16 protein-coding genes, 1 tRNA gene, 1 other RNA gene and 1 pseudogene are annotated in these 22982 nt (G+C 72.2%); 9 read left to right on the top strand and 10 right to left on the bottom strand.

Translation table 11 applies throughout. The annotated features are described in order from the left end of the window. Window positions 1–2295 (bottom strand): DNA polymerase III subunit gamma and tau, encoded by a 2295-nt coding sequence (locus JOF37_RS13700; RefSeq protein WP_210007322.1) that lies wholly within the window; start codon window positions 2293–2295, stop codon window positions 1–3. Between the two features lie 100 nt (window positions 2296–2395). Between JOF37_RS13700 and JOF37_RS13695 the strand changes: the two genes are divergently transcribed. Next, window positions 2396–3499, top strand: a complete 1104-nt coding sequence (locus tag JOF37_RS13695) for an NAD(P)-binding domain-containing protein (protein WP_210007321.1) — start codon at window positions 2396–2398, stop codon at window positions 3497–3499. Between the two features lie 22 nt (window positions 3500–3521). Here JOF37_RS13695 and JOF37_RS13690 read toward each other — a convergent pair whose 3' ends face one another. From JOF37_RS13690 to ffs, 5 genes are all read right to left on the bottom strand, one after another. After that, entirely contained in the window at window positions 3522–6104 is a 2583-nt protein-coding gene (locus tag JOF37_RS13690) for a glycoside hydrolase family 65 protein (protein WP_210007320.1), read from the bottom strand. Window positions 6105–6168: 64 nt separating this feature from the next. After that, on the bottom strand, window positions 6169–6897 hold the full coding sequence (locus JOF37_RS13685; protein ID WP_210007319.1) for an HAD family hydrolase: 729 nt from the start codon (window positions 6895–6897) through the stop codon (window positions 6169–6171). Between the two features lie 54 nt (window positions 6898–6951). Then, entirely contained in the window at window positions 6952–8187 is a 1236-nt protein-coding gene (locus JOF37_RS13680; protein ID WP_210007318.1) for an acetate/propionate family kinase, read from the bottom strand. Then, complete coding sequence (pta, locus tag JOF37_RS13675; RefSeq protein ID WP_210007317.1) at window positions 8184–10301, bottom strand: phosphate acetyltransferase; 2118 nt, start codon at window positions 10299–10301, stop codon at window positions 8184–8186. The genes JOF37_RS13680 and pta overlap by 4 nt, the downstream gene beginning before the upstream one ends. 91 nt (window positions 10302–10392) lie before the next feature. Beyond that, window positions 10393–10489: signal recognition particle sRNA small type (gene ffs / locus JOF37_RS13670), an RNA gene on the bottom strand. 101 nt (window positions 10490–10590) lie between these two features. On the opposite strand from ffs, the gene JOF37_RS13665 reads away from it, so the two are divergent. Genes JOF37_RS13665 through JOF37_RS13655 form a run of 3 tightly spaced genes read left to right on the top strand, consistent with a single transcriptional unit; the run spans window position 10591 to window position 15141 of the window. After that, on the top strand, window positions 10591–11583 hold the full coding sequence (locus JOF37_RS13665) for an AAA family ATPase (RefSeq protein ID WP_210007316.1): 993 nt from the start codon (window positions 10591–10593) through the stop codon (window positions 11581–11583). Beyond that, entirely contained in the window at window positions 11583–12869 is a 1287-nt protein-coding gene (locus JOF37_RS13660; protein WP_210007315.1) for a DUF58 domain-containing protein, read from the top strand. Before JOF37_RS13665 ends, JOF37_RS13660 begins: the two co-directional genes overlap by 1 nt. Continuing rightward, on the top strand, window positions 12856–15141 hold the full coding sequence (locus tag JOF37_RS13655; RefSeq protein WP_210007314.1) for a transglutaminase TgpA family protein: 2286 nt from the start codon (window positions 12856–12858) through the stop codon (window positions 15139–15141). Before JOF37_RS13660 ends, JOF37_RS13655 begins: the two co-directional genes overlap by 14 nt. 84 nt (window positions 15142–15225) lie before the next feature. On the opposite strand, the gene JOF37_RS13650 is transcribed toward JOF37_RS13655, so the two are convergent. Next, window positions 15226–16620, bottom strand: coding sequence for a dicarboxylate/amino acid:cation symporter (locus JOF37_RS13650; RefSeq protein WP_210007313.1), 1395 nt, complete (start codon window positions 16618–16620; stop codon window positions 15226–15228). A gap of 198 nt (window positions 16621–16818) precedes the next feature. Here JOF37_RS13650 and JOF37_RS13645 point away from each other — a divergent pair, with 198 nt between their 5' ends. After that, window positions 16819–17448, top strand: coding sequence for an HD domain-containing protein (locus JOF37_RS13645; RefSeq protein WP_210007312.1), 630 nt, complete (start codon window positions 16819–16821; stop codon window positions 17446–17448). A gap of 60 nt (window positions 17449–17508) precedes the next feature. Here the strand turns inward: JOF37_RS13645 and JOF37_RS13640 are convergent. After that, window positions 17509–17600 (bottom strand) — tRNA-Ser (locus tag JOF37_RS13640). A 74-nt stretch (window positions 17601–17674) separates the two neighbouring features. Here JOF37_RS13640 and JOF37_RS13635 point away from each other — a divergent pair. From JOF37_RS13635 to JOF37_RS13625, 3 genes and pseudogenes are all read left to right on the top strand, one after another. Continuing rightward, window positions 17675–18697 (top strand): lactonase family protein, encoded by a 1023-nt coding sequence (locus JOF37_RS13635; protein WP_210007311.1) that lies wholly within the window; start codon window positions 17675–17677, stop codon window positions 18695–18697. A 36-nt stretch (window positions 18698–18733) separates the two neighbouring features. Next, window positions 18734–19510 carry a siderophore-interacting protein gene (locus JOF37_RS13630; RefSeq protein ID WP_210007310.1) on the top strand — a complete coding sequence of 259 codons (777 nt, stop codon included), beginning with the start codon at window positions 18734–18736 and terminating at the stop codon, window positions 19508–19510. 45 nt (window positions 19511–19555) lie between these two features. After that, window positions 19556–20203 (top strand): annotated as a pseudogene (locus tag JOF37_RS13625) (NADPH-dependent F420 reductase); the annotation flags it as partial. A 52-nt stretch (window positions 20204–20255) separates the two neighbouring features. On the opposite strand, the gene JOF37_RS13620 reads toward JOF37_RS13625, so the two are convergent. Both JOF37_RS13620 and JOF37_RS13615 read right to left on the bottom strand, forming a co-directional pair. Continuing rightward, the gene (locus tag JOF37_RS13620; protein WP_210007308.1) at window positions 20256–20753 is read right to left on the bottom strand and encodes a DUF427 domain-containing protein; all 498 of its coding nucleotides are present in this window, start codon (window positions 20751–20753) and stop codon (window positions 20256–20258) included. Between the two features lie 9 nt (window positions 20754–20762). Further along, window positions 20763–21146 (bottom strand): DUF3054 domain-containing protein, encoded by a 384-nt coding sequence (locus tag JOF37_RS13615; RefSeq protein WP_245338173.1) that lies wholly within the window; start codon window positions 21144–21146, stop codon window positions 20763–20765. A gap of 124 nt (window positions 21147–21270) precedes the next feature. On the opposite strand from JOF37_RS13615, the gene JOF37_RS13610 reads away from it, so the two are divergent. After that, entirely contained in the window at window positions 21271–22980 is a 1710-nt protein-coding gene (locus tag JOF37_RS13610; protein WP_210007306.1) for an AMP-binding protein, read from the top strand. The last annotated feature ends 2 nt before the right edge of the window (window positions 22981–22982 follow it).

Genomic DNA, 22982 nt, shown 5'->3' with positions numbered 1-22982 from the left:
TTATCCGAATCTCGTGGGTGAGGTGAAGGGCTCTTCGCGGACGAAGGTGGCGCCGAGCATCTGGCGGACGACGGCCTCGCCGTAGCGCTCGATGCCGCCGCGCCGTGGCGCGGACCGCTCGGGCGCCGCCGCCGCGGTCGGTGCGGGCGCTGCGGACGACGCGGGCGACGCACGCTCGGGTGCGGGCCGCTCGACGGCGGCCGGCGCGCGCGGCGGCAGCGGAGCCTCGTCGTCGATCGGGGGCGGCGGGTCGTCGCGATCTTCTTCGTCGATCGGCGGCAGCGGATCGGGATACCGGTCGATGTCGCCGTCGTGGGGTGCCGTCAGCGTGCGACGCGGTGCGACGACGGCATCCTCGGGCTCGTCGTCGACGGCGAGCTGCGCGACCGGTTCGCCCTGCGGGATGGGAGCCACCGCCCACTCGGTCACGGGCGCGGCGTAGGCAGCGCCACGTGCGGGCGCCCCGCCCGCTCGTCCTCCCGGTGCCGCCGCGGCCGCGGGGACCGTCGTCCGGGCGGCGGGCTGCCCCGACGTTTCCGACGCTCCCCGCGCGGGCGGAGCGGATGGCGCCGGGCGCCCCTCGGGCTGCGGACGAGCGTCGCCGCCGGGTTCACCACCGGGAGCGGTCGGGGCCGGACCGCCGGGGGCCGGGCCGCCGCCGGGGTCGGAGTCGTGCCGGGCGACGTACTTCACGCGCACGCCGAGGACACTGAGGATGGCACCGCGCAGGTCTTCGCTCGGCCCCTTTCCGGCGTTGAGCTTCTTGAACTGCAGGACGTCGGAGTGGCTCTGGAACGACAGCGTCAGCACACCCGTCTCAGAGAACGCGACGGGCGAGGCGACCGAGGCGATCATCCACGACGTGCGACTGACGGACTCGAGCCGCTGCAGCACCTCGGGCCACGCGTCGCGCATCTGTCCGAGCGTGACCGACGACGGGTCGCGGGGCTCGGCGGGCGCAGCATCCGACCCGCTGGACGGCGACGGGGCGCCCGGGGCGGTCTGGGCCGGCGTGGCGGGGGTAGGCGTGGCCGCCGAGGCCGGGGCGGACGGCGCTGCGGTCGTCGGTGCGGGCGAGGCGGGCGTGACGATGCGCGGCGGCGCGGCCGGCGACGAAGACGCGGCGGGCGCCGATGCCGCCGACGAGGCCGGGGCTGCCGCGACCGGGGCGCCGCTCGTCGCCGGTACCGCGTGCTGGGCAGCGGCCAGCACACGCGCGACGAGCAGCTCGAGCTGCAGACGCGGCGAGGTGGCCCCCGACATCTCGTCGAGAGCGGAGACGACGAGGTCGGCGGTGCGCGAGAGCCGGTCGGTGCCGAACAGCGCCGCCTGACGATCCATGCGCTCGAGCTCTTCGGCCGACACGCCGCGCAGCACGGCAGAGGCTCCCTGACCGGTGGCCGAGACGATGATGAGGTCGCGCAGCCGTTCGAGCAGATCGTCGACGAAGCGCCGCGGATCCTGCCCGGTCTGGATGACGCGGTCGACCGCGGCGAAGGCTGCCGCGGCGTCGATCGCACCGAAGGCGCCGACGACCTCGTCGAGCAGCTCGGCGTGGGTGTAGCCGAGCAGTGCGACGGCGCGCTCGTAGGCGACGGCCCCGTCGTCGGAGCCGGCGATCAGCTGATCGAGCAGGGACAGCGTGTCTCGCGGCGACCCTCCCCCGGCGCGCACGACGAGCGGCAGCACGCCGGCTTCGACCTGCACGCCCTCCTGGGCGCAGAGCTGCTCGACGTACTCGAGCATCGCGGCGGGTGCGACGAGCCGGAACGGGTAGTGGTGGGTGCGCGAGCGGATCGTGCCGATGACCTTCTCGGGCTCGGTCGTGGCGAAGATGAACTTCACGTGCGCGGGCGGCTCTTCGACGAGCTTCAGCAGGGCGTTGAAGCCCTGCGCCGTCACCATGTGCGCCTCGTCGAGGATGAAGATCTTGAACCGGTCGCGGGCCGGCGCGAACACGGCGCGCTCGCGCAGGTCGCGCGCGTCGTCGACACCGTTGTGGGATGCCGCGTCGATCTCGACGACGTCGAGCGATCCCCCGCCGCCGCGGCTGAGCTCGACGCAGCTGTCGCACGTGCCGCACGGGGTGTCGGTGGGCCCCTGTGCGCAGTTGAGGCAGCGGGCGAGGATGCGCGCCGAGGTGGTCTTGCCGCACCCGCGCGGTCCGGAGAACAGATAGGCATGCCCGACGCGGTCGGAGCGCAGCGCCGTCATCAGGGGTTCGGTCACCTGCGACTGGCCGATCATCTCGCCGAACGCTTCGGGACGGTAGCGGCGGTAGAGGGCGGTGGTCACCCGAACAGACTACGGCGAACCGCCGACATGGGTCCTGCCGGCATCCACCCCTCCGGCGCCGGGCGGGAACAGCGCGGCGAGCGCAACGGTTGCACGGAGCATGGATGCCGTGCCCGTCGATGTCGTCGTCATCGGAGCGGGGCAGGCCGGGCTGTCGGCCGCCTACCACCTGCGGCGCCGCGGCTTCGGGCCCGTCGGCTCCGGGGCCGCCGAGCGGACCTTCGTCGTCCTCGATGCCGAGGCCGCGCCCGGCGGCGCGTGGCAGCACCGCTGGGAGTCGCTGCGCATGGAGACGGTCAACGGCATCCACGAGCTCCCCGGGTTCGCCGTCCCGCCGGCCGACCCGCGGGCGTCGGCGCGCTCCGTGCTGCCGGCCTATTTCGACGAGTACGAGCGGCGGTTCGACCTGCGGGTGCACCGCCCCGTCGAGGTACGGCGGGTCGAGCGCGAGGACGACGACCCCCGCGGCCGGCTGCGCGTGACCACCGACGACGGCGACTGGTCGGCGCGGTGGGTCGTCAACGCGACCGGGACCTGGCGGCGCCCGTTCTGGCCGCGGTATCCGGGCGCAGACAGCTTCCGCGGGCGTCAGCTGCACGTGCACGACTACGTCGCGGCCGACCGCTTCGCCGGCCAGCGGGTCGTCATCGTCGGTGCCGGAATCTCGGCCATCCAGCTGCTCGATGAGATCTCGCACGTCGCCGACACGTTCTGGGTGACGCGCGAGGAGCTGCGGTGGGATGCCGGTGACTTCGACACCGCGGCCCGCATCGCCGCGATCGCCGGGGTCGAGGAGCGGGTGCGGCGGGGCCTGCCGCCCGGCAGCGTCATCTCGGTGACGGGCTTGCACTGGAACCGCTGGGCCGAGTCGGCGCAGGCGCGGGGCGTGCTCGTGCGGCATCCGATGTTCGAGCGGATCGAGCCCGACGGCATCCGCATGCCGGACGGGTCGTTCCAACGCGCCGACGCGATCCTGTGGGCGACCGGCTTCCGAGCCGACATCCCCCATCTCGCGCCCCTCGGCCTGCGGACGCCGGCCGGCGGCGTCCGCGTCGCGAACGGTCGGTCGATCGACGAGCCGCGCCTCTTCCTCATCGGGTACGGCCCGTCGCAGTCCACCGTCGGCGCCAACCGCGCGGGCCGCGACGCCGTGCGCGCGATCATGGCCGACCTCGCGCCGGCCGGCGCGTCCGCGCCGCGGTGAGGGCGCACGACCCCGGCGCCGCTCAGGCGTCGAGACCGGTGCGCACCTGCTCGCTGAAGGTCTGCTCGTAGTCGGGCACGACCGGGATCTCGCCCGTGATCGTCGGGACCTCGTTGCTCACCGTCGGGATCGATGTGGTGATGGTGGCGACCGGAACGGACGCGCCCAGCAGCGACCCGTCCTCGCGGCGCGACTCGGCGACCTGGCGCAGCGACGGCCGTCCCGCCAGCAGTGGGCCCTGCCCCGCGAGCGGGACGGTCACCGATTCGCCGCCGGCCACCCGGACATCGCGTCCGCGCACCGAGAAGTCGACGGCTTCGCCCGCGCCCGCTGCCACCGTGAGCGCATCGGCGGTGACGGTGACGTCGAGCCGGGTGCCCTGCCAGTGCAGCGTGAACTCCAGCGACGGCCAGTCCCGCGGCAGACGCGGATCGAAGCTCAGCGCGCCGTAGTGATCGCGCATCCCGCCGAATCCCGACACCAGCGCCGTCCACACGCCACCGGCGGATGCGACGTGGACGCCATCGGCGGCGTTGCTGTGCAGATCGCCCAGGTCGACGTAGATCGACTCGAGGAAGTACTCCAGCGCCAGCTCCTGGTACCCCACCTCGGCGGCGAGGATCGACTGCACGACGCCCGACAGCGTCGAATCGCCCGTGGTCAGCGGGTCGTAGTACTCGAAGTCGGCCAGCTTCTCCTCGTCGGTGAAGTGGTTGCCCTGCAGGAAGAGCGCCAGCACGACGTCCGCCTGCTTGAGCACCTGGTACCGGTAGATCACGAGCGGGTGGAAGTGCAGCAGCAGCGGCCGCTGGCTCTCGGGGGTGTTCTCGAGGTCCCACACCTCACGATCGAGGAAGACCGCGTCCTGGGGGTGGATGCCGAGCGAGTCGCTGAACGGGATGCGCATGGCCTCGGCCGCGCGCTCCCACGCATCGGCCTCGCCCGGGTCGAGCTCGAGCCGGTCCACGAGTGCGCGGTAGGCCTCCGGCGCTTCGTCGGCCATGTCGCGCACCGTGCGCGCCGCGAAGCGCAGGTTGAAGCGGGCCATCACGTTGGTGAAGAGGTTGTCGTTGACGACGGTCGTGTACTCGTCGGGGCCGGTGACGCCGTGGATGTGGAACGACTCGTCGTCGCCGGTGTCGCCGGAGCGCCAGAACCCGAGCGTCGACCACAGCCGCGCCGTCTCGACGGCGATGTCGACGCCCTCGCGGTAGAGGAAGTCGGTGTCGCCGGTCGCGCGGACGTACTTGGCCAGCGCGAAGCTGACGTCGGCGTTGATGTGGTACTGCGCGGTGCCGGCGGCGTAGTACGCCGACGCTTCCTCGCCGTTGATGGTGCGCCACGGGAAGAGCGCGCCGGCCTCGTTGAGCTGCCGGGCGCGGCGCCGCGCGGCGGGCAGCATGAGGTAGCGCATGCGCAGCGCGTTGCGAGCCCACAGCGGGGTCGTGTAGGCGAGGAAGGGCAGGACGTAGACCTCGGTGTCCCAGAAGTAGTGGCCGCTGTACCCCGAGCCCGACACGCCCTTCGCGGGCACGCCCTGGCCGTCGGCGCGCGCGGCGGCCTGCGCGAGCTGGAACAGGCACCAGCGCGTGGCCTGCTGCAGATCGTCGTGCCCGCCGATGCGGACGTCGGAGCGGCGCCAGAAGTCCGCGCACCATGCCGCCTGTCGCTCGAACTGCGCATCGACGCCCTCGTCGCGCACGCGGTCGAGCATGCGGCGCCCGCGGTCGACGAGCTCGCGCGCTGGGACGCCGCGGGAGGTGTGGTAGCTCACGAGCTTGGTCACCGTGACGGGAACCCCGCGCTTGGCGTGGACCCGGAAGACGTTCTTGGCGATGTCGGGCTCGACCAGGCGACGGGCGGAGTGCTCGTTCTCGGTCTCGACGATGTGATCGGCCACGACGGCGACGGTCATGCCCGAGTTCGTCGCCTTGTACGACAGCACCGCCCGGCCGTCCTCGTCCTGCCAGTACTCCTGCGGCTGCAGGACCCGCTCGTCGATCTTCTCGGTCTTGCGCGGGTCGAAGCCGGCCTTCGGCAGGTTGGGCGCGGATCCGCCGTACACGTCCTCGCCGTCCTGGCGGTTGACGATCTGGCAGCTGACGGTCACGGGAGCGTCGGCGTTGAGCACCGTCACGGTCAGCCGCATGATCGCGAGGTGCTTCTCTTCGAACGAGACGAGGCGCTCGAAGTCGACCTGCACCTCCTTGCCGCTCGGGGTCATCCACAGCAGCTTGCGTGTGAGCACGCCCGTGCGCATGTCGAGCACGCGCTCGTAGTCGCGCACGTCGGCGATGTCGAGGGTCAGCGGCTCGTCGTCGACGTAGACCCGCATCACCTTGGCGTCGGGCGCGTTGATGATCGTCTGGCCGACCTCGGCGAACCCGTAGGCCTGCTCGGCGTGACGGATCGGGAAGATCTCGTGGAACCCGTTGATGAAGGTGCCGTGCTCCTGCGCGTTGCGCCCCTCGGGGTGATTGCCTCGCAGGCCCAGGTATCCGTTGCCGACCGCGAAGAGAGTCTCGGTGACGCCGATGTCGTCGACTGAGAAGCTCTTCTCGACGAGTCGCCACGGGTCGACGGGGAAGCGATCGCGATCGATCATGACGGCCTTCCAAAGGGCGGGGACCGGCCGCTGGAGGCGGCCGGCGCGTTCGGGTGATTCGGGTTCAGACGAAGGCGTCGAGGTCGTCGACGACGACGTGCGCTCCGAGGGCGCGGAGCGTGTCGGCGCCGGCACCGCGATCGACACCGACCACGAGAGCGTAGCCTGCCGCGACGGCCGACTCGACGCCGGAATGGGCATCCTCGATCGCGACCGAGCGGGCGGGGTCGACGCCCAGCATGCGCGCCCCTTCGGCGAAGACGTCGGGGGCCGGCTTCGACGGCAGGTGGCGCTCTTCGGCGACCACGCCGTCCATCACGACCGGGAAGCGCTCGAGCAGTCCGGCGACCTCGAGCACCTCGCGGGCGTTCTTCGAGCTCGAGACGACCGCGATGGGGGTGCCGGCCGCCTGCAGCTTCTCGACGAGGGCCAGCGAACCCGGGTAGGGCGCGATGCCGTCGGCGCGCAGCACGCGCTCGAAGACGGCGTTCTTCCGGTTGCCGATGCCGCAGATCGTGTCGGCGGACGGGTCGTCGGCCGGGTCGCCCCACGGCACCTCGACGTCGCGCGAGCGCAGCAGGCTCGCGACGCCGTCGTAGCGCTTCTTGCCGTCGAGATGACGGAAGTAGTCGTCCGCGGTGTAGGGCGGGGTGATCCCCCACGCCGTGAAGAGCTCGGTGAACATCGCCTGCCACGCGTGCATGTGCACCTCGGCGGTGGGGGTGAGAACCCCGTCGAGGTCGAAGAGCACGCCGTCGTAGGTGGTCAGGTCGGGAAGCTGAGCCGCGGTCACAGACCCAGCGTAATCATCCCCGGCCCGCTCGACGCGCCACGCGGCCGGAAGATGTCAGGCGGTCACCTCGAGGGTCTGGCGTGCGATCTCGAGCTCTTCATTCGTGGGCACGACGAGCACCGTCACGGCCGACGCATCCGTGGAGATGCGACGGATGCCGCGACCGCGCTGCTCGTTGCGCGCCGGATCGATCTCGACGCCGGCGAAGCCCAGCGTGGCGAGCGCGCTCGCCCGCACGAGCGGCGAGTTCTCCCCCACACCCGCGGTGAACGAGATCACGTCGACGCCGCCGAGCTGAGCGAGGTAGGCGCCGGCGTAGGCCCGCAGCCGGTGAGCGTAAACCTCGAACGCCAGCGTCGCCTTCTCGTCGCCGCGCTCGACACCGTCTTCGATGTCGCGCATGTCCGAGACGCCGGCGAGGCCGAGCACGCCGCTGCGCTTGTTGAGCAGGTCGTCGAGCTCGGGAATGCTCATCTCGGCGCGGCGCGCCAGGTGGAAGATCACGGCGGGGTCGAGGTCGCCCGAGCGCGTGCCCATGACCAGTCCCTCGAGGGGGGTCAGGCCCATCGACGTGTCGACCGAGCGCCCGCCGTCGATCGCCGTGACCGACGCACCGTTGCCGAGGTGGAAGACGATCTGACGCAGGTCGGCGAGGGGCCGCCCGAGGTGGGCGGCCGCCGCCTCGGAGACGAACTTGTGCGAGGTGCCGTGGAAGCCGTAGCGGCGCACGCGGTGCGCTTCGGCGAGCTCGGCGTCGATCGCGTACGTGTAGGCCGCCGGCGGCATCGTCTGGTGGAAGGCGGTGTCGAAGACCGCGACGTGCGGCAGGTCGCCGAAGGCGGCCTTCGCGGCGCGGATGCCCTGCAGCGCACCCGGGTTGTGCAGCGGGGCGAGCACCGACAGCTCGTCGATGTTGATCTCCACCAGCGGGGTGATGAGCGTCGGCTCGAAGAAGCGGGCACCGCCGTGGACGACACGGTGTCCGACGGCGACGGGCGCGAGGCGTTCGAGCGACGGCCCGTTCTCGGCGAAGGCGTCGAGCATCAGCTGGAACCCGGCCGTGTGATCGGCGATCGGCAGCTCGCGCTCGTATGTCGCGTCGGTCGCCGCGACGGCGGCATCCGTCCCGGTCGCCTCGGTACCCGAGAAGAAGACGGTGTGCTTGACGCGGCCCTGCTCCTGGCCGATCCGCTCGACCAGGCCGGAGGCGTGCGGGGATCCGGTCGCGGCGTCGATCAGCTGGTACTTGAACGACGACGAGCCGCTGTTGATGACGAGCACGATGCTCATGCGGATGCCCCTCCCTGGGCCTGGATCGCGGTGATGGCGATCGTGTTGACGATGTCTTCGACCAGCGCTCCGCGCGAGAGGTCGTTGATCGGCTTGTTCAGGCCCTGCAGCACGGGACCGATCGCGATCGCACCGGCCGAGCGCTGCACGGCCTTATAGGTGTTGTTGCCCGTGTTCAGGTCGGGGAAGACGAACACCGTCGCCTTGCCCGCGACCGACGAGCCTGGCATCTTCTTGGCGGCGACCGCGGCGTCGGTGGCCGCGTCGTACTGGATCGGGCCCTCGACGAGCAGTTCCGGCGCGCGCTCGCGCACGAGTGCCGTCGCCGCCCGGACCTTGTCGACGTCGGCACCCGAGCCCGACTCTCCGGTCGAGTACGAAAGCATCGCGACGCGCGGGTCGATGCCGAACTGGCGCGCGGTCTCGGCCGACGACACGGCGATGTCGGCGAGCTGCTCGCTCGTGGGGTCGGGGATGACCGCGCAGTCGCCGTAGACGAGCACGCGGTCGGCCAGCGCCATGAGGAAGACACTCGAGACGACCGAGACGCCGGGCTTGGTCTTGATGATCTCGAACGCCGGACGGATCGTGTGCGCCGTCGTGTGGGCCGCGCCCGAGACCATGCCGTCGGCGAGCCCCAGGTGCACCATGAGCGTGCCGAAGTACGACACGTCGGTCACGGCGTCCGCGGCCTGCCCGTACGTCATGCCCTTGTGGGCGCGCAGGCGCTCGTACTCGCGGGCGAACTTGTCGACGTGCACCGCGTCGAACGGCGAGAGGATCTCCGCGTCGCGCAGGTCGAGGCCGAGCTCGAGCGCGCGCGAGCGCACCTCGACCTCTTCGCCGAGCAGGGTGATGTCGGCGATGCCGCGCGAGAGGACGATGGATGCCGCGTGCAGCACGCGGTCGTCGTCGGCCTCGGGCAGCACGATGCGGCGCCGGTCGGTGCGCGCCCGCTCGACGAGTCCGTACGCGAACATGAGGGGCGTCACGACGGTGGACCGTGCCAGGCCGAGGGCCTGCGTGAGCTCGGACGTGTCGATGTGACGCTCGAACAGCGCCAGGGCTGCGTCGTAGTGCCGGCGCGAGTCCGCCGCGAGGCGTCCGCGCGTGCTCATGATGCGCGCCGCCGTCTCGTACGTGTCGAGATCGGTCGCGATGATGGGGAGGGTTGCGCCGACGCCGTCGATGAGCCGGTCGACCGACTCGGGCAGCGGGAACCCGCCGTTGATGACGATCGCCGACAGCGTCGGGAAGGTGCCCGACGCGTGCGCGAGCAGCGTCGCGAGCAGCACCTCGGCGCGGTCGGCCGGGATGACGACGACGGAGCGCTCGCTCAGGCGCGGCAGCACGTTCACCATCGACATCGCTCCGATGACGACTCCGAGCACCTCGCGTCCGAGCAGCTCGGCGTCGCCCTTGACGAGGGTGCCCTGCACCGCCTCGAGCACGCCGCGCACCGACGGCGACACGAGGAAGCGGTCCTCGGGCACGGCCCAGACCGGGACGTCCTTCGGCACGGCACCACGGACGGCGCCGATGATCTCGTCGAGACGGTCGCCGTCCGCGCGGTTGGCCACGACGGCGAACAGCTCCGCCCGGTCGCCGCGCAGCTCGGCGACGGCGAGCGAGGCGATCTGCCCCATCTCGTCGGGAGTACGGGCAGCCGAGGAACCGAGCTTCTCGCCCCCGCCCTGTCCCGCGCGGCCGCCGAGCACCAGCAGCACCGGCGCGCCGAGGTTCACGGCGATGCGGCCGTTGTAGCCCAGCTCGGCCGGCGAGCCGACATCGGTGTAGTCGCTGCCCATGATGACGACGGCGTCGCACTGCGCCTCGACGGCCTTGTAGCGCTCGACGATGCGCGAGAGGGCGGCATCCGGGTCGCTGCGCATGTCGTCGTACGTGACGCCGATGCAGTCGTCGTAGTCGAGATCGACGCCGTCGTGGTCGAGCAGCATCTCGAGCACGTAGTCGCGTTCGTCGGTCGAGCGCGCGATCGGGCGGAAGACGCCGACGCGCGGTGCGACGCGACTGAAGGCCTCGAGCACCCCCAGCGCGATGATCGACTTCGCGGAATGGCCTTCTGCGGACGTGATGTAGATGCTCTGAGCCACGGGTTCAGCCTAAGAGGAGAGGCCTGACCACGAGCCGGGAAAATCCCCCCGGGTCGTGGCGGCGAATGCCGCAGGCCACGACGGTGGGGAAAATTAAGACTCTCCGCGAACCCGGCAGAGCCTGGTTACCCTTGCTACGTTTCCGTCCTGGGGGAGTTGGCCTGGATGCCGCCTCGCGGAGAGCTGTCACCAGTCTAACCCGGAAGCTGAGTCCTCCCGTCACCGGAGCCGGTTAGGCTCTGCCGCAGACGCGCGCGACGCGGCGTGGCGCGGGGAACGAGGGGATCGCATGACGAACGACGGCACGCGGGCGGCTTTCGGCGCCGATCGGTTCGCCGCCACCACCGACGCGATCGCCGCCAGCATCGCCCGGGTCATCGACGGCAAGCCGGAGGCCGTGCGATCGGCGCTGGTGTGCCTGCTCGCCGAGGGGCATCTGCTGATCGAGGACGTGCCCGGCGTCGGCAAGACGATGCTGGCGCGAGCCCTCGCCGCGACCGTCGACGCGTCGGTGCGCCGCATCCAGTTCACTCCGGATCTGCTGCCCGGCGACGTCACCGGCGTCAGCGTCTTCAACCAGGCCGATCGCGAGTTCGAGTTCAAGCAGGGCGCGATCTTCGCCAACATCGTCATCGCGGACGAGATCAACCGCTCCTCCCCCAAGACGCAGTCGGCGCTGCTCGAGGCGATGGAGGAGCGCCAGGTGACCGTCGACGGGCGCACGCACCTCCTCCCCGCCCCGTTCCTGGTCGTCGCCACGCAGAACCCCCTCGAGATGGACGGCACCTACGCCCTGCCCGAGGCCCAGCGCGACCGGTTCATGATGCGCATCTCGATGGGCTACCCGGATGCGGCATCCGAGGCGCGCATGCTCCGTGATCGCGACAGCGTCAACCCGCTCTCATCCCTGTCGCCGGTCGTCTCGGCCGCCGACGTGCAGGACCTCATCGCGTGGGCGCGTCGCCTGCACGTCTCGCCCGCCATCGAGGAGTACGCGGTCGCGATCGCCCGGGCGACCCGCGACCACCCCGACCTGCGTCTGGGCGCGAGTCCGCGTGCCACGCTTCAGCTCGTGCGCGCCGCGAAGGTGTGGGCGGCGCTCGACGGCCGGCCGTTCGTCATCCCCGACGACCTCATCGCACTGCTGCAGCCCGTGTTCGCCCACCGCCTCATCCCGGCCCGCAGCAGCGGTGCCGCGCGCGGCCGCAGCGGCGCCGAGGTCGTCGACGCGGCTCTCGCGGCCATCGCGGCCGACGTCCCGGTGCCGCTGCCGGTGCGGTGATGTCCGGCAGGCCGACCCGCCCCGCGACCTCGACGGGGCCTGCGCGTCTCCTGGCGCCGCTGCGCCGCGGGTGGCCGCTGACGCTGCGCGGTGGCGGGGCCGTCGTCCTGGGGACGGGCGCGATCGTCCTCGCTCATGCCGTCGACGTCGCCGAGCTCGTCTACGTCGGCGTGCTGCTGCTGGTGACCGTCGTGCTGGCGTGGGTCTCACTGTGGTTCGTCCATCGATACGGCGAGGTCTCGCGCTCGTTCGCCCCCGATGTCGCGGCCGTCGGACGAGAGAGCGTCGTCACGGTTCACGTGTCGGCGCGCGCCGGGCTGCCGGGCGCGCTCGCGCGGTGGAGCGACATCCTGCCCGAGGGCATCGACGGCGACGCCACCGGTGTCGTCCCGGCGGGGTCGGCGGGACGGATGCGGCTGACCTACCGCCTCCGGCCGGCGCAGCGCGGCATCCGGGAGATCGGCCCGTTCCACCTGACGATCACCGATCCGTTCGGTTTCGCGCGCCGTCGCCTGCGACTCGGGAGCACCGAACCGGTGACCGTCACACCGGCGGTCGTCGCCTTGCCGCCCCTCGCCGAATACCCCGGTGAGGCCGGCGGCAGCCTGCACACGGCGACCCACCAGCTCGGCGAGGGCGCCGACAACCTCATCCCCCGCGCCTACGAGCCCGGCGACTCGATGCGACGCATCAACTGGCGGGCGAGCGCTCACCATGACGAGCTCATGGTGCGCCAGGAAGAGCAGGAGTCGACTCCCGAGGCCACCGTCGTGCTCGACCGCGCCGCGGCGCGGTGGTCGGCCGACGCGTCGCGGCCCGGCGTCGACGCGGCGTTCGAGGCGGCCGTGTCAGCGGCGGTCTCGGCGAGCGCCCGGCTCGCGCGCGAGGGCTACGACGTGACCGTGCTCGACACCGAGGGAGCGCTGCTGGGCGCCCCGGTTCCGGCCGGCGACACGGTCGCGGTCGAGCAGCTGAGCCTCGACCTCGCGACGGTCGTCGCCGGCGGCGAGGACCGCCTCCCGCTCGTTCCGCGGTTCTTCGCCGCGACCGTGGCAGGACCGGTCGTCATCGTCACCGCACGGGTGACCCCTGGCGACGTCACCGCGCTGTCGCCCCTCGTCGGCCACAGCGCGCTCCCCGTGCTGTGGGCGGCCGACACCACCGCCGACGTGTTCGCGCGCGCACGCGACGCCGGTTGGCGGGCGGCGCCCCTGAGCCCCGACCGCGACCTCGCCGATACCTGGCAGCTCGCCACCGAGCGGGGGACGACTCGTGCGGCGTTCTGAGGTGCGGCGGCCCGAGGTTCGCCGCAGCGGCCACGTGCGTCTGGCCCTGGCCCTCCTCGTCGCGATCGCGGCGGCGGTCCTTCCGCTGCTGCGCGTCGTCGCAGCCGGCCCCTGGCTCGCCGCGGCGGCCGCGGTCGTGGTCGCGATCCTCGGGACCGGCGCGGCGCTGCGGCGGCTGCGGACACCGGCGGTGCTCGTGACGCTCGCCGAGCTGCTGCTGGCCGGGGCGCTCGTGACCGCGATCTACTTCGGGGGCACCGCGCTGCTGCTGGTCATCCCCTCCCCCGGCACGATTGCCGAGCTGCCCGCGATCGCCGCGGGCGCGGCCGACCAGATCATCACGGGCGTCGCGCCGCTCGAGGTCGGCCGAGCGCTGGCGGTCGTCACCGTGTCCGCGCTGGCCGCGCTGACCGTCCTGCTCGACCACACGGTCATCACCGCACGGATGCCGCTGCTAGCAGCCGTCGCCCTCGTCGCGGTCTGGCTGATCCCGGCTCTGTCGGTGCCGGCACCCCTCGATATCGCGACGTTCGTCGCCTTCGCGGCATCCCTGCTGCTGCTCCTCCGCACCGAGACGCGTACGCGCGAGCGGGCACTGGTGGCCGCGGCGGCGTCGCGAACACCATCCGGGGCGGCCGCATCCGCGACGTCCGGACGCTCGTCGCGGACCGGGTCGGCGTTGGCCGCGGGCCTCGCGGTCGCCGCGATCGTCGCGACGGTCGCCGTCGTCCCCGAGCTGCCGCGGCCTGCGCCCCGTGTGGGCATCGGCACCGGACCGGCGACGACCATCAACCCCAATCTCGAGCTGGGCGACGACCTGCGGCGCCCCACCGAGGTCGAGGTGCTCACGACGCGCACCAATGCACCCTCGGCGCCGTACCTGCGCGCGACGACGCTCTCTCGCTTCGACGGCCGCGTCTGGGAGCCCGACCGCGACGAGACCGCGCCGCTCACGCCCGAGGCCCTCGGGCCCGTCGTCGCCGATCCCGACATCCGGATCACCGAGTACCGGACGACGGTGGCGATCACCCAGCTGTCGTCGACGTGGCTGCCGATCCCGTCGCCGGCCGTGCGCGTCGACGATCTCGCCGGCTCGTGGGCGGCGATGCCGAGCAACCGGACGGTCATCGGCGACGGCGCCGACACGCAGGGCCAGGAGTACGTCACCACGACGCACGTCGTGCGCCCGACGCTCGAGCAGATCCAGGCAGCCGGCACGACCGCCGAGGGGCTGTCCGAGTCCGTCACGCAGCTTCCCGAGGCCATGCCGCCGTCGATCGAGCGCACCGCGCGTGAGATCACCGCGGGCGAGGTCACCGCATACGACCAGCTCGCCGCGCTGCAGCGGTGGTTCCGCGGATCGGACTTCCGCTACTCGCTCGACGCGCCCGTGGCCGACGGCTTCGACGGCTCGGGCGTCGACGCGATCGCCGACTTCCTCGAGGTGCGCAGCGGCTACTGCGTGCACTACGCCTCGGCCTTCGCCGTCATGGCGCGCACGCTGGGGATGCCCTCGCGCATCGTCGTGGGCTACCTGCCGGGCAGCCTCACGGGGCGATCGGTCGACGGCGAGAGCGTCGCGTCCGTCATGAGCTCGCAGCTGCACTCGTGGCCCGAGGTGTATTTCGCGGGCATCGGCTGGGTCCCGTTCGAGCCGACGAACAGCCTGGGCGCGCCGCCGACGTATCAGCGCTCGACGCAGCCGGTCCCCGACGACGGCGGCGAGGACGTCACGCCCGATCCGGCGCCCCAGCCCACGGCGTCGGCCGCGCCCAGCGATGCGGCTGCGCCGAGCCCGGCGACCACCGCGGCTCCCGGGACGACGTCGCCGACGCCGTCCGTCGCCGTGGCGCTGCCGTACGCCGGAGTCGTCCTCGGCGCCGTCGCCCTGCTGCTCCTCCCGGCACTGCTGGCCGCAGTGCGCCGCCACCGCCAGCTCTCCGCCGCCCGCGGCGGGAACATCCTGGCGGCCTGGCAGCTCGTCCGCGACAGTGCCCGAGACGTCGGACTGCCGCTCTCGGACGCCGAGAGCCCCCGCGCGCTGGGGACGCGGTTGTCGGCCCTGCCTGCGGTGCCCGCCGAGCGCGTCGCCGCGCTGGTCGATGCCGTCGAGCGCGCCGGCTTCGGCCGTCCCGGCGACGGCATGGACATCTCGGCGGGCGGCGCGGCCGCGGCCGATGCGGCCGAGGTGCGTCGGGGACTTCTCGCCTCGGTGTCGACCCCGCGGCGCCTGACGGCGATCCTGCTGCCGCGGACCCTCGTCCGCGCCTGACCGCGCCACCGCGCAAGGGAGGCTCTCACGCGAGACGGGCCGGCCCGGAGAATCCGGACCGGCCCGTTTCAGGCGCAGCGGCGATCAGGCGCGCGCGGTCTGCTCGAGCTCGTCGGCGCTGTCGTCGGCGAACGGGTCGCCCGAACGCTCGGCGTCGTACAGCTCGCCGTCGAGGATGCCCTCGCGCTTGGCGACGATCGTCGGCACGAGCGCCTGACCGGCGACGTTGACGGCGGTGCGGCCCATGTCGAGGATGGGGTCGATCGCCAGCAGCAGGCCGACGCCCTCGAGCGGCAGTCCCAGCGTCGTGAGCGTCAGGGTGAGCATGACCGTCGCGCCGGTCGTGCCCGCGGTGGCGGCCGAGCCCACGACCGACACGACGACGATCAGCAGGTACTGCACGAACGACAGCTCGAGGCCGAAGAACTGGGCGACGAAGATCGCGGCGATCGCGGGGTAGATCGCGGCGCAGCCGTCCATCTTGGTCGTGGCACCGAAGGGCACCGCGAACGAGGCGTACTCGCGCGGCACACCGAGGTTGCGCTCGGTCACGCGCTGCGTCAGCGGAAGGGTGCCGATCGACGACCGCGACACGAACGCGAGCTGCACCGCGGGCCACACACCCGAGAAGTACTGACGGATCGACAGGCCGTGAGTCTTCAGCAGCACGGGATACACGACGAACAGCACGAGGGCGAGGCCGACGTAGATCGCCACGGCGAACCACAGCAGCGTCGTCAGCTTCTCCCACCCGTAGGTCACGACGGCCGAGCCGATGAGGCCGAGCGTTCCGATCGGGGCGATGCGGATGATCCACCACAGCACGCGCTGGACGACCTTGAGCGCCGACTCGGTGAACGACACGAACGCCTCGGCCCGGGCGCCGAGCTTGAGCGCGGCGATGCCGATCGCGGCCGAGATCACGATGATCTGCAGGACGTTGTAGCCGACGCTCGACGATGCGGCGCCGGTGTCGGGGTCGATCGAGGTCGAGACCGTGAGCCCGAGGAAGTTCTGCGGGATGAGGCCCGTGAGGAAGCTCCACCACGAACCGACGTTCGAGGGCGTGTCGGGGGTGAGCTGGCCGGCGTCGACGCGCGCGCCCGGCTGGATGGTGACACCGAGCACGATGCCGATCGTCACGGCGATGAGGGCGGTGATGGCGAACCACAGCAGGGTCTGCCCGGCCAGCCGCGCGGCGTTGGTGACGTTTCGCAGCTGCGTGATCGAGGCGACGATCGCGAGGAAGATCAGCGGCACGACCGCCGTGCGCAGCAGCGTGACGTAGCCGCTGCCGATCGTCGAGAGCGTGGCGGCGAGCCCGTTCGGGTTGCCTTCGGCGTCGGGCCCGAGCTGGCGTGCGAGCAGGCCGAGCAGCACGCCGGCGATGAGGGCGATGGTGATCTGGAAGCCGAACGAACGGTAGAACGGCTTCTTCCGCTTGGCGGGGGCCGGACTCTTCGAGGTGGCAGAACTCATGGTGATGCTCCTGAGGGGATGTCGTCGCGATGGCGACCCACCGACGCTAAACCCTTCGCGGGGTGGTGAGGGTCATATGACCCTTCGTGACGCCTCGAAACGCTCCCCATCGTCGCATTCGCGACTCCGTCGCGCTGATCCCTGCCGGACCGGCCGGCGGGGACCGGCATCCGGCCCCGCAGGGCCGATGATGACCGGGTGACCCTCGATCTCGACGAGCTCCTCGCTCCCCCGACCCCGACCGCCGCGGCCGCCCTCGAGACGCTGCAGCGCTGGTCTTCGCCGGCCCTCGTGGCCCACGGCCTCCGGTCGTGGGCCTGGGCCCGGCTGCGCGCCGACGCGCTGTCGCTGCCGTACGACGCCGAGCTGCTCTTCGTCGCGGCGATGCTGCATGACCTCGGCGTGACGCCGTCCTTCGACGCCCACGAGGTCGCGTTCGAGTCCGCCGGCGGTGCGGCAGCCTGGGCGTTCGCGGCCGGGGCCGGCTGGTCATCCGAGCGCCGCGAACGGGTGCGCGAGGTCATCGAGCGCCACATGTGGCTGAGCGTCGACCCCGACCAGGATGCTGAGGGGCACCTGCTCGAGGTCGCGACGAGCCTCGATGTGTCGGGCGTCGCGCCCGAGCTGTGGGACGGCGACGTGCTGCGGGCCGTCACGGCGCGGCATCCGCGGCAGGGCTTCACCGCAGAGTTCGCCGGATGCATCCACGCGCAGGCCACCCGTAAGCCGACGACCGCCGCCGCCCGCCTCGACGCGTCGCAGCGCATCGTGTCGGGCGGCGAGGTGTGGGCGGGCATCCTCGATGGGCCCAGCGGTGCCGGCGACTGAGCGAGCGCCCGCCTGACGCGACAGAGCGCCACCCCCGAGGGAGTGGCGCTCTGCTGTTCGTGGCGGAAGTGACAGGATTTGAACCTGCGAGGCGAGTTACCCCGCCTACATGGATTCCAGCCATGCTCCTTAGGCCGCTCGGACACACTTCCGTCCGCGAGTTTACCAGTCCCGGCGGTGCGTTCCCGCCGCGGGACCGTCGGCACCCCCGGACTAGGCTCGCTGTGTGACTGACTCCTCTCTCGTCCTGGTCGCCAACGCGGGCGACAACAGCATCAGCGTGTTCCGCCTCGCGGCTGAGTCGCTCGAGCGCCTCGCCGTCACGGCAGACCTCCCGGGAACGGGCACCTTCGCCGTCGACACCGCACGTGACCTCGTCTACGCGGGTGTGAAGGGCGACCCCGCGGCGATCGTCACGCTTGCGCTCGACCGCGAGACGGGAACCCTCACCCCGCGCTCGCGCTTCGCGCTGCCCGGCGGGTCGGTCAGCTACATCGCCCTGACCCGCGACGGCTCGGCGCTGCTCGCCGCCTCGTACGGCGGCGACTACGGCATCGTCGCGCCGATCGTCGACGGCGTCGTGGGTGAGCCGACCGGCCGCGTGGAGTTCTCGAAGCTGCATTCCGTGCTTCCCTCGTCCGACGGCCGGTTCGTCTACTTCGTGTCGCTGGGCGATGACCTCATCGCCTCGTACGCCCTCGGCGACGACCTGATGCTCACTCCCGTCGGCACCGTCGCCGCGCCCGCCGGCAGCGGTCCGCGTCACCTCGTGCTGACCGAAGCCCAGGACGCCGTCTACGTCATGACCGAGTACTCCGGCGAGGTCCTCCACTACGGCCGCGACCGCGAGACCGGTGCCCTCGAGCTGCGCTCGCAGGCCGCTGCCGTCGACCCGGCGGCCGGGCTCGTCCGTGGCGAGATCGGAGCCGACCCCGTCGCCCACCACGCGGTGTGGGGCGCCGACATCCACCTCGGCGCCGGCGAGCGGCATCTCTGGACCTCCGAGCGCTCGACCAGCTCGCTCGGTGCGGTCCCCGTGACCGGCGACGGGACGGTCCGCCCCGTCGAGACGTTCATCCCCACCGAGCCCCAGCCGCGCGGGTTCGCCGTCTCGCCGAGCGGCGACCGGCTCGTCGCCGCCGGAGAGCGGTCGACGACGATCTCGCTGTATGCCGTCGACGGCGCCGAGCTGACGCTGCTGCAGCAGGCCGAGACCGGCGCGGGAGCGAACTGGGTGCGGTTCGTCTGAACCCGCCCCGCGGCCGACGCGGGTACCGTAGGTAAGGTGACCCTTTCTTCCCGCACGGCTCCCCGCGTCCCTCGTCCGAGCATCGACCTCGAGGTCGTCGCGACCGAACGGCTCTCGGCCGACCTGGTCCGGGTGACGCTGGGCGGGCCCGGGATGGCGGCGTTCGAGAACCGGCCCGAGACCGACAAGTACGTCAAGCTGAAGTTCACCACGCCGGCGCCGGAATCGGCCCCCGTGACCCGCACGTACACCGTGCGCCGCGTCGACCCTGTGGCCGGCACACTCGACATCGACTTCGTCGTCCACGGCGACGAGGGGCTCGCAGGCCCCTGGGCGGCACGTGCGCAAGTCGGCGACACGATCGCGCTTCTGGGGCCGGGCGGAGGCTACACGCCGGATGCCGCCGCCGACTGGCACCTGCTCGCGGGAGACCTCTCGGCACTGCCCGCGATCGCGGCGACCCTCGAGGCGCTGCCCGCGGACGCGGTGGGCCGCGCGTTCATCGAGGTGGACTCCGATGACGCGATCCTGCCGCTGACCGCCCCGGCGGGCGTCGAGGTCGAATGGGTCGTCGACGCGACGCATGACCCCGAGGCGCTCGCAGCGGTGGTGCGCCAGTGCGACTGGCGCACGGGCGACGTCCAGGTCTTCGCCCACGGCGAGCGCGAGTCGATGAAGGCGCTGCGGCGCGTGCTCTTCGACGAGCGCGGACTGGACCGCGCGGGGGTGTCGCTGTCGGGCTACTGGGCGCGCGGGCGCACCGAGGACCGGTTCCAGGCCGAGAAGCGCGAGCCCATCGGGCAGATCATCTGATCGCGCCCGTCCCTCTCGACGGGGAATGCCCGCGCGACCTGTCCGGTTGAGCCCGCCATGACGACAGTGGGAATCATCGGAGCAGGACACATCGGCAGCGCTCTCGCGGAGGGTCTCGTCGCACGCGGCTACGACGTCGTGATCGCGAACTCCCGCGGGCCCGAGACGCTCGCGGACCTCGTGGATCGGCTGGGTGCGCACGCTCGCGCGGCGAGCGCCCGCGAAGCCGCGGAGGCCGCGGACTGGGCGGTCGTGACGGTACCGCTCAAGGCGCTCGGCGACATCCCGGCCGAGCCCCTGGCCGGCAAGATCGTGCTCGACACGAACAACTACTACTGGGAGCGCGACGGCCGCATCGCCGAACTCGACGACAAGCTGACGACGACGTCCGAGATGGCGCAGCGCCACTTCGCCGACGCGAAGGTCGTCAAGGCGTTCAACCACATCCCGGCCGCCGACATCACCACCGACGGCTCCCCCGCCGGCACGCCCGGCCGCCGGGCCCTCGCCACCGCGAGCGACCACCCCGACGCCGTGGCGCACGTGACCGCGCTCTACGACGAGTTCGGCTTCGACACCGTCGACATCGGCTCACTCGCCGAGAGCTGGCGCGTCGAGCGCGACCAGCCCGCCTACGTCGTGCGACAGGACGCCGACGAGCTCCGGGCCAACCTGGCGCGCGCGGAGCGCTGATGCCTCGCCGCTAGGCGCGGCATCCCCGTGCCCGGCTCGACGGCGCCGGCCCTCACCAGCCCATCGAGCCGGGCACGCCCTTGAACGGTCCCGCGAGGTTCGCGGTGACCCAGCCGCCGTAGAAGCCGCCCGGCTGCGGGGTGACGACCTCGCCGTCCACTGTGCAGCGGTCCATTTCTCCCGCGTACACCGCGACGTGTCCGACGAGCTCCTGGTAGCCGGGCGCCGGGTCGGGGTAGCCCCACGCCGCGCGTGCCGCCACGGCGGTGCCGCGCACGACGTCGAAGTACTCGGCCGCCCCCTTGAACTCGCAGAACGACGAGCCCGCCGTCGGCACGAGCGAGCCCGGCACGAAAGCCGCGGCCGGCAGGTAGTACACCGGCGGGTGGCTGGTCTCGAGTACGCGCACGACGTCGTCGGTGTCGACGATCGTCACCGCGGCGAAGTCGATCGTCACGCGCGCGGAGATGCGCTCGAGACGCGGCGGGCGCGGATAGTCCCAGACGGACTCCTGACCGGGGCCGACGGGGTCGGGAACGGGGCGACGCATGCGACCACGCTACGCGCGGGAGCCCGCCCCGCGGCTGAGAGAGCGCCGAGCCCGCAGCGCCCCGATCGCGCGGGCGACGACACGCCAGCCCACCAGCACGGCGAACAGGGTGAGGGTCGCGACGACGACGAACGGCAGGGCCGTGCCCTGACCGGATGCCGCGCGCAGCAGCATCCCGCCCGCGACCGTCACCGCGGCGAGGCCGAGCCCGGTCCGCACCGGTGCCGCCGGTGCGCGCCAGCCCCGCACGACGAGCCACCCGACGAGGAGGGCGACCAGGAAGGGCCACGAGGTCTGCCACAGGCCCGCGAGGACATCGGAGTCGTGGCTGGCTCGCCCCGCGGCGGCGAAGGCGACGACGAGGACGACATCGAGCAAGAGGGCGAGGACCATGCCCCCATCCTCTCCGGCCGTGGCCGAGAGCGGGGTGCATGTGGCCCGCGGCATCCGGTCGTTCTTAGACTCGGGAGGGCGTCCCTCGCGCCGTGCGCCGGACGCGCCGACAGATCCGAGGCCCATGTCTTCTTCCGCCGCCCCGACGCCCACCGCCGCTTTCCGCGCCGCACGGGACTCCCTGCTCGACCACGCCCACGACCCGCAGGCCGCCCACGCCGGGTTCGCCTGGCCCGAGGTCGGCGCTCACTTCAACTGGGCCGTCGACTGGTTCGACGCCGTCGCCGCGGGCAATGACCGCATCGCGCTGCACGTCGTCGACGAGGACGGCACCGAGTCACGGGTCACGTACGACCGGATGCGCTCGCGCTCCAACCGCGTCGCCAACTGGCTGACGCAGCTGGGCGTCGGGCGCGGTGATGCCGTGATGCTCATGCTCGGCAACCGGGTCGAGCTGTGGGAGGCGATGCTGGCGATCCTCAAGATCGGCGCGATCATCCTGCCCACGTCCGTCGTTCTCGGCACCGAGGACCTCGCCGAGCGGGTCGAGCGCGCGGGCATCCGGGCCGTCCTGGCCGACGAGACGGATGCCGCGAAGTTCGACGGCATCCCGGGCGACTTCGGACGCGTCGTGGTGGGCGGCGAGCGGCCCGGCTGGCAGGGCTTCGCGGCCGCGGCGGCGGCCTCGGACGCTGCCCCGGGCATCGTCGTCGACTCCGATGACCCCGCGCTGATCTACTTCACCTCGGGCACGACCTCGCGGCCGAAGATGGTCGTGCACACGCACGTCAGCTACCCGGTCGGGCATCTGTCGACGACTTACTGGATCGGCGTACGCCCCGGTGACGTGCACATGACCATCAGCGCACCCGGCTGGGGCAAGCACGCCTGGAGCCTGTTCTTCGCGCCGTGGATCGCCGAGGCGACGATCTTCGTCTACAACTACGCACGCTTCGACGCGGCGGCGCTCGTCGACCAGCTCGATCGCAACGCGGTCACGACGTTCTGCGCGCCGCCGACCGTGTGGCGCATGCTGATCCAGGCCGACCTCGAGAATCGTCCGCGCGCCCTGCGCGAGCTGCTGTCGGCCGGCGAGCCGCTCAATCCCGAGGTCATCGCGACGATCGACCGCTGGTGGGGCCTGCCCATCCGCGACGGCTACGGCCAGACCGAGCTGACCGCCGTCGTCGGCAACACGCCGGGCGTTGCGCTGAAGCCAGGAGCGATGGGCCGGCCGCTGCCGGGCAACGATGTCGTACTCATCGATCCGTTGACCGGACGCATCGGCGACGAGGGTGAGATCTGCCTGCCGACGGCCCCGACGCGCCCGCTGAACCTGACCCCCGGCTACCTCGGCGAACCCGAGCGCACGGCGCGCGTCGATCACGACGGCTACTACCACACGAGCGACGTCGCGACCCGGGATGCCGACGGCCAGCTGACCTTCGTCGGGCGCACCGACGACGTGTTCAAGGCGAGCGACTACAAGGTCTCGCCGTTCGAGGTCGAGTCCGTCCTGCTGACCCACCCGGCCGTTGCCGAGGCGGCCGTGGTGGGAGCTCCGGACGCGGTGCGGCTGAACGTCGTCAAGGCCTACGTCGCGCTCGCGGCGTCGTGGGAGCCCTCGCCCGAGACGGCCCGCGCGATCCTCGCCCACGCGCGCGAGCACATGGCGCCGTACATGCGCGTGCGCCGCATCGAGTTCTTCGAGCTGCCGAAGACGATCTCGGGCAAGATCCGCCGTGTCGAGCTGCGCGATCGCGAGATCGCCGCGACCGACGAGCGCATCGAGACCGAGTGGCGCGAGAGCGACTTCCCCGATCTCAAAGGCTGACC

Origin of the sequence: Microbacterium imperiale, from assembly GCF_017876655.1 — a bacterium.
Classification (GTDB): Bacteria; Actinomycetota; Actinomycetes; order Actinomycetales; family Microbacteriaceae; genus Microbacterium; species Microbacterium imperiale.
This window is presented reverse-complemented; position numbering and strand designations above follow the sequence as displayed.

Bases quoted from the DNA above. Each gene is read 5' to 3' on its own strand.
- JOF37_RS13695 (WP_210007321.1), top strand. From the start codon at position 2,396: ATGGATGCCGTGCCCGTCGATGTCGTCGTCATCGGAGCGGGGCAGGCC.
- JOF37_RS13690 (WP_210007320.1), bottom strand. From the start codon at position 6,104: ATGATCGATCGCGATCGCTTCCCCGTCGACCCGTGGCGACTCGTCGAG.
- JOF37_RS13680 (WP_210007318.1), bottom strand. From the start codon at position 8,187: ATGAGCATCGTGCTCGTCATCAACAGCGGCTCGTCGTCGTTCAAGTAC.
- JOF37_RS13665 (WP_210007316.1), top strand. From the start codon at position 10,591: ATGACGAACGACGGCACGCGGGCGGCTTTCGGCGCCGATCGGTTCGCC.
- JOF37_RS13660 (WP_210007315.1), top strand. From the start codon at position 11,583: ATGTCCGGCAGGCCGACCCGCCCCGCGACCTCGACGGGGCCTGCGCGT.
- JOF37_RS13650 (WP_210007313.1), bottom strand. From the start codon at position 16,620: ATGAGTTCTGCCACCTCGAAGAGTCCGGCCCCCGCCAAGCGGAAGAAG.
- JOF37_RS13620 (WP_210007308.1), bottom strand. From the start codon at position 20,753: ATGCGTCGCCCCGTTCCCGACCCCGTCGGCCCCGGTCAGGAGTCCGTC.
- JOF37_RS13615 (WP_245338173.1), bottom strand. From the start codon at position 21,146: ATGGTCCTCGCCCTCTTGCTCGATGTCGTCCTCGTCGTCGCCTTCGCC.
- JOF37_RS13610 (WP_210007306.1), top strand. From the start codon at position 21,271: ATGTCTTCTTCCGCCGCCCCGACGCCCACCGCCGCTTTCCGCGCCGCA.